This window comes from Vibrio sp. 070316B (assembly GCF_013114115.1).
In the GTDB taxonomy this organism is placed as follows: domain Bacteria; phylum Pseudomonadota; class Gammaproteobacteria; order Enterobacterales; family Vibrionaceae; genus Vibrio; species Vibrio chagasii_B.
Genome location: NZ_VTYC01000056.1, coordinates 1 through 11,733, shown reverse-complemented (window position 1 = coordinate 11,733; position 11,733 = coordinate 1). Strand labels below are relative to the sequence as shown.

Here is an 11,733-nt window from a genome sequence, read left to right as displayed (position 1 = left end):
AATCGAACAAGAAGGCACAGTGCTCTTGGGTATCTAAGCCCAGTTAACTTTGAAAAACAATATGTCGCTTAATGCGGTGTCCAGTCTTACTGGAGCAGATCATTATTCATAGCATCGACAAAAGTATGAAGCTAACTCACAAGTGACTAATCGACTATAAGCCACTGATTAAATATCAAAAACACCAATCATAAAGATATATACGGAACTGAGTAGCGATGCGCATCAATGAGCAATAGAAACGATAATATGGACGACGTTATAAGTACTATGGTTAAGTTCAGGCTACTTTTGGGGCAGAAAAGGAAAGCCCACTTAACGAAGTTATTTCCCGCTTAGCGCTAACCAATCTTGTTCACTTGGCATTGTTTCAAACTGAGGGATCCCGTCGTTAACAAAACCTACATCCCAATTAGCGTGAGAACCAACATAAACATGGGCAGCAACTTTTGTATCTACCGCTTCAGTTAGCAAACCAGCTGGAACCCAATAAGATTCACCGCTAGAACTCATGTTGGGTACAGGGCTACCGCACTGAGAACAGAACTCCGATTTAAAACCCGAATGAGTAGAAAATGACTTAATTTGATGCTCGCCGGTACACCATTTGAATTGCGACTCTTTTATAATTAAAGCTGAATTTGATGAAGACCCCGAGACTTGGCGACACAATGAACAGTGACATTGATAAATAAGGGGTAACACGCCTGACAACTCAAACGAGACAGCGCCACATAAACAGTTACCTTTCACTCAAATACTCCTTATTAATACCTATAAAAATGCGTTTAAGCGGAACGGGCAAGCAATACCTAATGATGGTTACTCTAAAGACTTACTACCACAGGTTAAATGCCAGCAACTCTTAAACTTGATATTCAGCCATTGCTAAATGGTACTCCACAGTATTTGCGTTACTAGAGGTAATCTCTTGAAAGCCCAAATTCTTCAACACCGAAGCGCTTTTGTGATTCCAAGAGTGAACACCAGCACAAATTTCGCCTTGATAGCCGGAACTCTGAACTTGTGACAATAATGCTTTGCACATTTGCGTAGCAATTCCCTTCCCCCAACATTTGGGGCTAATCCAATAAGCTAACGCAAGACAATTTTCCAAAGGGAGTAACGTGACCTGACCAATAACTTGCGAATCGTTTAAATGCCGACAACTCCAAACATAGCACTTACCCTCTTCCCACTCTAAAGCACGCTCTAAACACCACTCCCGTGCTTGTGTAAGCGTTTTGATGTCTGCTAAAGGAAGCGACTTAGGGAACAAATCTGAACCTACAGATTTGAGCAAGTAAACAGCGTCATCAACGACCACTGGCCTAAATGTAAGGTCTGAGCATTCGAATTGTCTTGTGAATGTCAAAACTCCCTTCCTATCTACTAATATGAAAAAGGCTAATAGCGCGTGCCGTCCTTTCTGCATGCCACCCAATTACCAGAACTTGCTTCTACCCACTTAAAATCGTCGTCCGGGTAATGAGCTTTATCACCTGCTACGCGGCTACCTATAACAATAAACTTTGCCTGTTTGTCACTTCGGTTTACTAAATGATGCCCATTCTCGACACCACCGGGAAAACCAACGCACATTCCTCGCTTCATAACTTGCTCACCGCCGTCCATGATTAAGCACAGCTCACCTTCAAGCAAATATAGGAACTCGTCGGATTTTGTGTGCCAATGCCTTAAAGCTGATTGCGCATTGGATTCAAGTATCTCTAGGTTCACTCCAAACTGGGTTAAGCCAAATAGGTCTCCCAGCCCCTTGCATTCAGAGTCCCCCAGAATTGATTTGTATGGCTCTGGAAACGGGTTAAAAGTGTCACCTATTAAGCTTGCAGTATCTTTTACTTTCGTCATATTTTTCCTCAGTGGGATGTGATACAAAGCTCGACAGCGAAGATTGATAAGCTTCTCTAACCTCAAGACTTAGCGAACTGTTAAAATGCTTTTAATCTGAATCCCTCAAGCTTGCGTATTGAATCGATAAATCACTCTTTACATTAGATTTCTTGTACTTTGCCGATTTTTAAAAACACATAGTCTTGAAATATTCCAAACTGAACCCTTCACCGGAAAAAGAAATACCAAGCCTTATGAATCAGAATAGGGACGGTTGTAGCTGTTTTTCGTTCCAGATATAAGTGGTAGTTTACAGATGTTTATTCAACCAACATATCGTATGATCACGCATATCATTCGAAAAATAATGTGATTCGTCAGCCAAATTGAACGCAATTTCAGTATTATTTTTATCGTATTTACTCTTAACCTTTTCAAAAAAGTCTTTCGCGAACTTAGCTGGAACCCAATCATCTCTCTCGCCATTTATAATTAGCATTGGGCGACTTTCATTTTCAAGAAGATACAAACATGGATCGATCTCTTTCATATACCTAATTGCTAACTTTTCGTCTTCGTTAAAAGTCTTATTGTCCGAATCTGCTTTTAATGCGAACTTCTCCAAACCGACGAAATCAGGAGAACCAAGAATAGGCACCGCAACTTTAATCTGGTTATTTTGAGTCAGCGAATAGAATGTAGACAGTGCCCCCATCGAAATGCCGACAAGAGCTATCCTTGATGGGTCAATCCGAATATCTTCTTGATAATGCTTAATAAGTGTATCAATGTCGTTTGCGTTCTGCTTGATAACCTGTGTCACCCTTTTAATAAAACGCGAGTGGCTATCCATGCTCTGAGCTTTGCCATCATTCCTCTCACCGTGGCTATCTGAATCAAAACAGATGACTGAATAACCCTGGAGAGCTAGGTTTAACGCCAAATTAGAACCTTCATACTTATCATTGTTCCAACCATGACAGATGATGACTAAAGGGCTTTTCACCCACTCTCTGTTGCAATAAAGCAGGTGTACAATCTCACCTAAATCAACTTTTTCGACAAAAACACCTTCCATGATTCCTCTTACCCTTAGTTATAAGTCACTTACGCTTCCATTTGTTAGCCGTCTATTAATGCTTTTTGATAAAAGATTTTGTCTACTCCTTCTTTCAAATAATCCTTATAACGACCTACCTCCTTAAAACCATGAGACTCATAAAAGTCGGGGGCTTGGAACGTATAAGTGTCAACTGCAATATTACGTATTTCTCGCTCTTTACAATACATCTCTATCCTTCGTATTAGTGCAGCTCCATACCCCTGATTTCTTTCCTTTTCTGTTAACCAAAAAAATCTAATTTGAACTGAAGTCATATAGATAAAACCAGTTAAACCTCCGAGAATTTCTCCTGATTTATCGCGAACAAAAATAGCAAAAGACTCATCTGTGATTTCTGGTATAAATCTTCGATTGAAATCACCTAGCCCTTGGTAAATCTGATCGATATCTTGAGGGCTCGGCGAGTGAGTAAAAATGATATCCAATGATTTGTCCTTAATTTGGTTGAAAAAATTATGCTCTCGCAAAGAATAAACTATCGTTCTTTTTTTAATGCAGTCGGTTCAAGTTTATCGACAAGCTTCTTTAAATGGTTCTTAGCCAACTCATGGTTCCCTCGACTCATCCACTTAATGCAATCAAAAAGTTCCCAAGTAAGGCCTTTATCACCATTCGTATAGGCAGGAAAATCCTCATGCTTTGGAGCGGGCTCACTGGTTACCCTTTGTTCGATGATGCCTGTTTTATCGAATAGAACTTTGAATGGCTTTGAAATACTGAACGGTTCACTCAAATCTAAGCAGTGAACTTCGGTACTCGTTAAATCATTGAAGATATACTTTTTAAAGTAAGCATTATCATTGTGAAAACCGTCAAGTAGGTAAAATATTTCCTTGTCGTGTTCAAAAACTGAGAAGCACTTATTGGCAGATTTATGGAAGTTGTTCTTCGTAAAAATAAGAATATCAGCATCCGAAACTCGGTCACCTCTCCCTGCTGCTAATGAGCCTAATAGCACAGCCGCTACTACGTCACTTTCTACCATAAAGGCTGAGCAAACAGAGCGAATTAGTTCACTTTGAAGGGGAAGGTGCTCTAAATCTAGCTTTTCTGTTCTCAAAGTTACCTCCATTTTGATAGCAAAATATTTTCATTAAACAAAGCCGTCAAACCTGATCTTGAGGATAGATATTTCAACCAATTCGAACAACAAATGTCGAGAACCATGAATCAGGCTTTGCGATCTAGTGACAATTATATTGTCAATGTTGGACACCCAGTGCTTTCAAAGCTTGTGCACATTGATAAGTGTTTTTAAAGAGAATTGCGTTCATACCAACTGACTCTGCGCCAGCCACATTATATGGCATATCATCAATGAAAACGGTTTCTGATGCCTCTAAGCCATACTGATAGAGCAATGATTCGTATATTTCAACTTGAGGTTTAAGTAGACCAACCTCAGCGGAAACAATAGCGCCTTCAAATAAGTCCCAAAATGTATATGTTGCTTTTAAATGAGACACAATTTCATGGACGTTATCAGTCAATGCAAAAACTCTATAACCTGCAGATTTACAACGTCTAACAAGCTCTACGGAGCCATAAATCAAGATTTGGGTTTGCTTAACGTAGTAAAATAGACGTTCACATTCTAATTCAGTGAAACCTAGCACATCACGGTATTGGGTTTTTGCATCATTTTCAGATAACAGCCCTTTGTTTAGATTTAACCAAATATCAGACTGAAATACAGACTTCGCTTTCTCTTCTGCTGATGCGCAATCTCCAAAAGTAAGACGAATAATCTCTTCAGGTGACCAACGAACGACGACATTGCCGATGTCGAAAACAATATTTTTTATCCTTTCAGAACTCACTATTTACTCCTTTAAAATGAATGAAATGGCTCAAAAACCCACCAGATACCAAACTAAAATACTCTCAGAACAGTGTTCACCTTTCTCCGACTGATAAAATCACTGGAATATAAATCAAGTTTAATTTCCTTGCTTTCGTACGCCATAGCTACAGTGAAGCATAGAGCTCACTCAATGTCGGAAACTGAGAACAATCCCAGCCGCTTGGAAGCCTTATTTCATTACACGACTTCACTAAATCAAGAGCTTTAACACTATCTGAAGAACAACTGACCTCTGCAAGTTCGTCTAGCAGAGTTAATTCCCACTCTCCAGAAATTGGGCTAATGAATTTAGGCAGTATGCCCCACCCTGTATCCCATGTGTGCATTTCAAATTTTGATAATGCATACAAGTCTCTAATGAGGCTCCCTTTGATAAACGCTAAACCTTTAAAATCTCGAAAACCAAAACTATCAGCAGACTCCACGTTTTCACGGCATAACTTCCAAGCCTGGCCTGCCACTATAAAGTTTGTTGACGGTACATCACACGGATCAAATTCAAACTGCAACACTTGTCGGTGAACGTCGTCTAGCTGAGCATCCACGGATACCCACCCTTTCCCTTCACTCCAGTACTCACATACCCAGTGATCTTCAAAATGGTTCTGAGTCAAATAAGTCGCAAACCCACTCCTTAGCCGAGCTGGTAACCCTTTCGCCCTCAAAATAGCGCAAACCAGCAGTGAAAAGTCTCTACAAATACTGATAACTCGGTGGTTTGGCTTCTTGAACGTATGAGAAGGCTCAGCTGATTTCAACATTGCTAAAGAGACTAAGTCTTTAGCATGCCGAGTCTGCATTTCTGTCAGTTTACTTAAGGGGTCAGCCTCAACACCATAGTGCTCAAGCCAATAAGAGTGAATAAGGTTCCCTTGAACAAATTTACATATACCCGCTATATCATCAGGCACCTTACTGATATCGAGTAAATCATTAGGGAGCTCTGTAAACTCCGTATTTTTTATATAGTCATTGATAACCATCTGTTTTAAGCCTTTGTGGATATGTGCGTATATATGGCGTCTAGTTATGATGTGAGGTATGAAATGCCATGTATTACGAATCAATTTTGTTCAGTTTGTTATGTATAATTTTCTATGTACTTCCTCAATGACTCTGTCGGTTCAAACAAAGGACTAATTGGAAGGTAAAGATTTAGCTTTTCAATTTCGGCTGCCGAAGCGCCATGTTGTCTCTCAAAGTCACCCCAACTGATCTGATGAACCCGCTTTACGATTTGACAGTCTAGTAACAGCTGGGAAAAAGCTTCAGGACTATACCCTTCAATCTCAGCAATAAAATGTTGTATAGCGGGACGTTTACCTCGAACCAGTGCCAAATAAAATTTAGCGATGTCATCAACATGAATATATTGGTTATTACCTTTAGATGGTATCGCTACTTGGAGAGTTTGGTCGGATAAAGAATCTACAATTCGCTTTAGTTGGCAGTTTTCTCGACCATAAACCAAACTAGGACAGTAAACGACATGCCAGTTCTTCTTGATAGCGTAGCCTATTGTAACTGTGTCCGGTTTCACCACCTCTAGAGGCTTAAGCCTAAATTCTTTGAGGTCATGGTAAGAAGCATTACCGAATAACCAAACACCCGATGTGTGGATTTTTGTCGCTCCTTCAGCTGCGAATCTATCCAACTGAGTTAGCAGCTTGGACTCTAAATCAGCTATTTCCTCCGACGAAAATTCTGACCAATGTGGGCGAGCACAATTTATAACGATATCAAAGTAACCAGAGAAATCTGATGGGGCTTGGTTAAGCCTCCGAATAGAAGATAAGACACCGCGAGTCCTGCTGTATGTCGAAACTTCAAAGCCACATTCGACAAACAATTTAGTCACGTGGCTACCAATATACCCATTAGATCCTGCTATCAGTACTTTCATTCTTTCTTTAGCTCTCGATTACACAAAACACTTTGAACCAAAACTGCCAAGCGTTGGGAATTCGTCTTGAACGCTTGTTATTTATCACCGACGATACCAGACTTTTTCAGGTTTCCGATTTAATTGCCAGTCGACATAGTCTTGTGGTGGTCGATCTATATCGATTATATGTTCTATACCAAACGGGATTTCAACCCCAAACCCAAGATATACACTTTCCTCGTTAGGTTCGATGCAACAAGGTTGGAAATCCAGAATACCAATAAACTTATCGTCAACGATTTCAGATATAATTACGTACCCTCGCTCAGATTCAATCTGGACTCGACCCATTTCATCTTCACACTCAATTTCCAAGATTATTTTAGCTGCATCTCCAACTTTCAGCGCTCTCCGCTCGTTTAAGGAAGGAATCCAAAAGGTATCAGGATTGTCTCTATGACATTTTTCTCCATTCCTTAGGTGCCAAAAGTCGTCATTAAAGTTAGCTAGTTCCATAAATCCTCATGTGGTACATAACGACGCATTAAGGTGTTACCAACGCCACCTCCTACCACCTTAAACACTAAACGCAACACATAGTAAAAATGCCACGCGTTGCAAATCCATCTTGAGCAGTTTGTTATATCTAGTTTTTTATTTGGTTTGAAATTGAAGTGATACAGCGTTTTGCCGAATTACAAACGCCAGACAACTGAAAGAAACCATGAATCACACCCAAATAACGTTCGCAGTAAGCCTCAACGCCTTGTGAAAGCATCAATTTGTATAAGTGCTCACCCTCATCACGTAGCGGGTCAAACTCCGCGGTAATAATAGTTGTGATGGGCAGACCGCTGAAATCACTGTTTAAAAGGTTAAGCTCTGGTTCAACAATTTCTTTAGAGCTACAATTCGCGTATAACTCGAAACCAGAAAGAAGCATATTTGCCGTAATAATATAATCTGAACCATTTTCTCTGTAACTTTTCGAATTGCCTGTTGGATCCAGCATTGGGTAAATAAGAATTTGCTGACGTGGCAACCACTGGTCTAGCTTTTTCAATCTAAGCGTCGTAGCCAAAGCTAATTGTCCTCCGGCGCTATCGCCAATAAATACTAAGTGCTCTGAATCACCACCATACTTGTGCGCTTGCTCCTTAACACCAAGTACAGCTTGGTATACATCATCGTGTGCCGCTGGATAAGCATGTTCAGGTGCAAGCCTGTATTGAATGCAAATAACTATCGAGTTGGATAGAAGAGCAATTTGTCTTAGCTGAGCATCATGTGTCTCAAAGCCACCACTGATGAAACAACCTCCATGAAAATAGACTGTTATAGGTAAGTTCACTTCATCTGTAGGCTTGTAAATCTTAACCGGAATACTATTAATTACATCTAAGTATTCGCTTTCAATTTTAGGACTTTCACCAGCTAGTACAGTGCTACCAATATAGCCAGCCCGGCGATCAGCGACTGTTTGTGCTGAAGGGCAAGGTTTACCATTAGATTCAAATTCTTCGACTAGCTCTCTGATGCCAGCTTCTAGGTACTTGGTCATTTTATAACTCTATAACTAAAAAACCGGTGAATAATATAACAACACAAAACCATGTACATCCATACAGTCACAAATGTGTGATGTAAATTAGATATAACGCCGCGTTGAGTGGAGGGCAACGCAGACCGCGCTACCTAAACCATTGTTCCGTAATACTAAATTCAAATCAAACCGAAAATGCCGAGCATTGCGACTCTGTCTTAAACGCTTGTATGGATAATAAGCACTCCAATCGGGTAAGGTGAGACCCAGACTTTAGCTGCAACTAAAGTTCTTCTATCTGGTAGTTCGATTAAACGATGGCTCCTCTATTGAGAGACCGGTAACAAGTACGAACGTCAGATAGAACTCCAAGCACCACACTCGAATAGTCTTCTGGGTCTCGAGCCCGCATTTGCAAGCAAGAGTTAGCTTATTATGAATACAAACACACTTCAAAACATTAATGTTGGCGTTGATACTGGTAAGTCACAATTAGACATCTATGTCCGTCCACTCGACATTTACTTCACCGTACCAAACACCGATAAAGGCATCAGCGATGCCATTAAAATCATTAAGAAACACAAACCTCAACGCGTCGTCATCGAGGCTACAGGTCGATTAGAAATGCCCTTCATACTCGCCTGTGATAAAGCTAAATTGCCTTATGTCGTTGCCAATCCACTACGTATTAAAAGGTTTGCTGAAGCCATTGGTCAACGAGCTAAGAACGACCGTTTAGATGCCGAACTCATCGCACATTATGCCGAACGAGTTCAGCCCGAACTTACCAAGCTAAAAAGCGAAAACATACGCCTTATGAGTGACTTAGTCACGAGGCGGAACCAACTACTCACCATACAAACCATGGAAAGAAACCGACTACAAATATTACCCAAGAACATCTCATCGAATATTACTCCGATTCTAACCGCTCTAAAAAATCAGCTTGAAAAAGTAGAGGCAAAGATAGAAAAGCTGATTGAGAGCTGCCCTGAATATCAAGCTAAGAACACCATCCTTCAAAGCATGCCTGGCGTAGGAAAGATCTTAGCCGCCTCCCTAATTAGCAATGTACCCGAACTCGGTTTTATCACTAACAAGCAAGCCTCTTCTCTCATTGGCGTAGCACCTATAACAAGAGAGAGCGGACGCTTCAAAGGCAAACGGATGATAAAAGGAGGTCGACCTCAAGTTAGAACAGTCATGTACATGGCAATGATGTCGGCTATCCAATGCAACCCTGTATTTAAGGCTACTTATGAACGATTACTTGCGGCAGGAAAACCTAAAAAAGTAGCGATAGTTGCCTGCATGAGAAAGATGGTTGTGACACTCAATTCAATGCTAAGAGACGGCGCAATGTGGGATAAAGATAGCGTCAAAAATTAACTATTGACGCCATAGTCTCTTGTTATGTTGAAACTCAGCACGTGTTTTACGTTAAACTTTTACTGCATTTTCAACTTCATCAAGACTTCCATGTGTCAAAGACAGCCTCAATATTATGACCATCTGGATCATGAACGAAGCAGGCATAATAGTTCTCGGTATAGTGAGGTCGCGGTCCTGGAGCTCCGTTGTCCCGCGCCCCTGCTAAAATAGCTGAGTCATAAAACTCTCGAACCTTTTGCTGACTCGCCACACGAAAGGCAATATGAAAGCTCGTTAAAGCGCCTTCAGTCTTAGCACTACAGATCTCGAATAAGAAGCCCTTACCGATGTCGAAAGCCCAAAATTTACCTTTCTCACCAAACGCAATTTTGTACCCTAGAGGGCTAAAAGCTTCTTCATAAAACTTCCTGCTTCTTTCCAAATCACTGACGGAAATTGTAACGTGATCAATCATATATATACCTAAGATATTGTGTGGAAGAAGAGATTAGCTGAATAACTGTGGGCTTTGAAGTCCTATTCAACATAACGCCTTGTTAATTGGTGAGAAAACGCTGACCACAAAACTAAATATGACAACCTTAACCACAAAAGCCGACCATTACAAAAGTGCCGAGCGTTTTGGAATCCAGTTGAACAATTTGTTAGGTGATGACTACGATAGCAGGCAATAAAGTAGTGGGAACAAACTAGCGATCAATAAACTGTGCCCAACAGACGTACTCTCTAATTTTGTCACAATGGTTGATTTAGCAGACTCGTTTTCAATTAGCGAACTAGCAGAAACGCCAGCCATGTTACTAGGGTCACTATATCCGACCTTATGACCGGAAAAAGACAAAAGTGAACCCAGAGCAAGAAGGATTAGCATTGAATAGAACGCATAATCGCTAGAAAATGATAGTTTCAAATAGCCCGTGAAATACTCGAAAGTAACCACAATTAGCAGTGCTAATAAATTTGATAGCACTATCAACCTTACGAATTTAAACATATTCCCCCTGATACCAATAGAACACCTAACGCCGCGTTAAGTGGTGAGCAACGCAGACCACCCTACCTAAACCATTGTGCCGTAAACACTAAATTCAAAGCAAACCGAAAATGCCAAGCGTTGGGAATCAGTCTTAAACGCTTTGTTAAGTTACAATTTGTGAAGATGCTTACTTCACTTTACCTAAGCTCTTAACTCTCTTCTTGTCTCTAACCCAATACACTGAGCCATTGGTCTTTTTCATTTCAAATAAGTCGATAGCTGCAAACAAATCGCTTAACTTTTTAAAACCATAATTGCGCTGATCAAATGATGCGTGATTTGAAATATGAGAACCAATATGACCTAGCATTGTCCACCCATCATCTTCTTCAACAGCATCGATAGCCTGCCTAAGTAAGTTCATTAACTTCGTATCGCTTTTTATACTTTGGCTCCGTTTTTGAACGGGCTTATTTACAGTGTCTTCTTGATCAAGGTAAAGAAACTTAGAGCAACTATTTACAAAAGCTGCCGGTGCTTTCCTCTCACCAAACCCAATGATAAATTTGCCGTCAGCTAAGGCCCTAGTTACCAAAGGAGTAAAATCACAATCCGATGAAACAATACAGAGGATATCAACATCCTTTGTATACAAAACGTCCATAGCGTCAATTACCAAAGCAATATCAGTGGCATTTTTGCCTTTAGTTAGATCGAATTGTTGAATTGGCTGTATTGCGTAGTCATGGAGAACATCCTCCCATGACTTAAGAGAGCAGTTCTTCCAATTACCATATGCTTTACGAATATTAACAACACCAAACTTAGCAAGTTCGGATAGAATCGAATCAATCTTTGACGCTGGAGCATTATCAGCGTCAATAAATAATGCAATTTTCTCTTTATCCTTCACAGGACCTCCTTTGCAACTTAGCGCCCTGTTAAGGTGATGAGATGGTCTCCCCCTACCACTTCACATGACTGTAAGCCATGCTTGGAGTGTTCAGGTCCGAAGTAAAAGGAGAAGACCATGACTCAGCATAAAATCATCGGCATCGATTTAGCAAAAAATATCTTCTTTCTTTTTGAAATC

Annotated in this window: 15 protein-coding genes; 1 reads left to right on the top strand and 14 read right to left on the bottom strand. The window is 40.4% G+C overall.

The annotated features are described in order from the left end of the window. Positions 1-324: 324 nt before the first annotated feature. The 11 genes from F0251_RS23935 to F0251_RS23885 all read right to left on the bottom strand — a co-directional run bounded on the left by F0251_RS23935 (position 325) and on the right by F0251_RS23885 (position 8,287). Complete coding sequence (locus F0251_RS23935; RefSeq protein WP_239931092.1) at positions 325-705, bottom strand: GFA family protein; 381 nt, start codon at positions 703-705, stop codon at positions 325-327. 160 nt (positions 706-865) lie between these two features. Continuing rightward, positions 866-1,375 (bottom strand): GNAT family N-acetyltransferase, encoded by a 510-nt coding sequence (locus F0251_RS23930; RefSeq protein ID WP_253820279.1) that lies wholly within the window; start codon positions 1,373-1,375, stop codon positions 866-868. 32 nt (positions 1,376-1,407) lie between these two features. After that, positions 1,408-1,872, bottom strand: a complete 465-nt coding sequence (locus F0251_RS23925) for a cupin domain-containing protein (protein ID WP_102425241.1) — start codon at positions 1,870-1,872, stop codon at positions 1,408-1,410. A gap of 292 nt (positions 1,873-2,164) precedes the next feature. After that, positions 2,165-2,932 (bottom strand): S9 family peptidase, encoded by a 768-nt coding sequence (locus F0251_RS23920; protein ID WP_171731965.1) that lies wholly within the window; start codon positions 2,930-2,932, stop codon positions 2,165-2,167. A gap of 44 nt (positions 2,933-2,976) precedes the next feature. Then, a complete protein-coding gene (locus F0251_RS23915) occupies positions 2,977-3,402 on the bottom strand; it encodes a GNAT family N-acetyltransferase (RefSeq protein WP_171731964.1) in 426 nt (141 codons plus the stop codon). Positions 3,403-3,452: 50 nt separating this feature from the next. Beyond that, positions 3,453-4,037, bottom strand: coding sequence for a nucleotidyltransferase domain-containing protein (locus tag F0251_RS23910; protein ID WP_171731963.1), 585 nt, complete (start codon positions 4,035-4,037; stop codon positions 3,453-3,455). Positions 4,038-4,179: 142 nt separating this feature from the next. Further along, positions 4,180-4,797 carry an HAD family phosphatase gene (locus F0251_RS23905; protein ID WP_171731962.1) on the bottom strand — a complete coding sequence of 206 codons (618 nt, stop codon included), beginning with the start codon at positions 4,795-4,797 and terminating at the stop codon, positions 4,180-4,182. 148 nt (positions 4,798-4,945) lie between these two features. After that, positions 4,946-5,824 carry a transglutaminase family protein gene (locus F0251_RS23900; RefSeq protein WP_171731961.1) on the bottom strand — a complete coding sequence of 293 codons (879 nt, stop codon included), beginning with the start codon at positions 5,822-5,824 and terminating at the stop codon, positions 4,946-4,948. Positions 5,825-5,922: 98 nt separating this feature from the next. Beyond that, positions 5,923-6,744: an NAD(P)-dependent oxidoreductase gene (locus F0251_RS23895; protein WP_171731960.1), complete on the bottom strand. Its 822-nt coding sequence runs from the start codon at positions 6,742-6,744 to the stop codon at positions 5,923-5,925. An 84-nt stretch (positions 6,745-6,828) separates the two neighbouring features. Further along, the gene (locus F0251_RS23890; RefSeq protein ID WP_171731959.1) at positions 6,829-7,242 is read right to left on the bottom strand and encodes a hypothetical protein; all 414 of its coding nucleotides are present in this window, start codon (positions 7,240-7,242) and stop codon (positions 6,829-6,831) included. Between the two features lie 130 nt (positions 7,243-7,372). Next, positions 7,373-8,287, bottom strand: coding sequence for an alpha/beta hydrolase (locus tag F0251_RS23885; protein WP_171731958.1), 915 nt, complete (start codon positions 8,285-8,287; stop codon positions 7,373-7,375). A 417-nt stretch (positions 8,288-8,704) separates the two neighbouring features. On the opposite strand from F0251_RS23885, the gene F0251_RS23880 reads away from it, so the two are divergent. Continuing rightward, entirely contained in the window at positions 8,705-9,661 is a 957-nt protein-coding gene (locus F0251_RS23880) for an IS110 family transposase (RefSeq protein WP_171731957.1), read from the top strand. A 79-nt stretch (positions 9,662-9,740) separates the two neighbouring features. On the opposite strand, the gene F0251_RS23875 is transcribed toward F0251_RS23880, so the two are convergent. The 3 genes from F0251_RS23875 to F0251_RS24600 form a co-directional block, all read right to left on the bottom strand. Next, a complete protein-coding gene (locus F0251_RS23875) occupies positions 9,741-10,118 on the bottom strand; it encodes a VOC family protein (RefSeq protein ID WP_038896418.1) in 378 nt (125 codons plus the stop codon). Between the two features lie 201 nt (positions 10,119-10,319). After that, on the bottom strand, positions 10,320-10,658 hold the full coding sequence (locus F0251_RS24520) for a hypothetical protein (protein WP_102423905.1): 339 nt from the start codon (positions 10,656-10,658) through the stop codon (positions 10,320-10,322). Positions 10,659-10,827: 169 nt separating this feature from the next. After that, complete coding sequence (locus tag F0251_RS24600) at positions 10,828-11,553, bottom strand: NYN domain-containing protein (protein WP_171731956.1); 726 nt, start codon at positions 11,551-11,553, stop codon at positions 10,828-10,830. Positions 11,554-11,733: the final 180 nt, after the last annotated feature.

What these genes read in the sequence shown, in the direction of transcription:
- F0251_RS24520 (WP_102423905.1), bottom strand. Translation starts at nt 10,658, where the DNA reads ATGTTTAAATTCGTAAGGTTGATAGTGCTATCAAATTTATTAGCACTG.
- F0251_RS23895 (WP_171731960.1), bottom strand. Translation starts at nt 6,744, where the DNA reads ATGAAAGTACTGATAGCAGGATCTAATGGGTATATTGGTAGCCACGTG.
- F0251_RS23880 (WP_171731957.1), top strand. Translation starts at nt 8,705, where the DNA reads ATGAATACAAACACACTTCAAAACATTAATGTTGGCGTTGATACTGGT.
- F0251_RS23890 (WP_171731959.1), bottom strand. Translation starts at nt 7,242, where the DNA reads ATGGAACTAGCTAACTTTAATGACGACTTTTGGCACCTAAGGAATGGA.
- F0251_RS23885 (WP_171731958.1), bottom strand. Translation starts at nt 8,287, where the DNA reads ATGACCAAGTACCTAGAAGCTGGCATCAGAGAGCTAGTCGAAGAATTT.
- F0251_RS23900 (WP_171731961.1), bottom strand. Translation starts at nt 5,824, where the DNA reads ATGGTTATCAATGACTATATAAAAAATACGGAGTTTACAGAGCTCCCT.
- F0251_RS23920 (WP_171731965.1), bottom strand. Translation starts at nt 2,932, where the DNA reads ATGGAAGGTGTTTTTGTCGAAAAAGTTGATTTAGGTGAGATTGTACAC.
- F0251_RS23875 (WP_038896418.1), bottom strand. Translation starts at nt 10,118, where the DNA reads ATGATTGATCACGTTACAATTTCCGTCAGTGATTTGGAAAGAAGCAGG.
- F0251_RS23925 (WP_102425241.1), bottom strand. Translation starts at nt 1,872, where the DNA reads ATGACGAAAGTAAAAGATACTGCAAGCTTAATAGGTGACACTTTTAAC.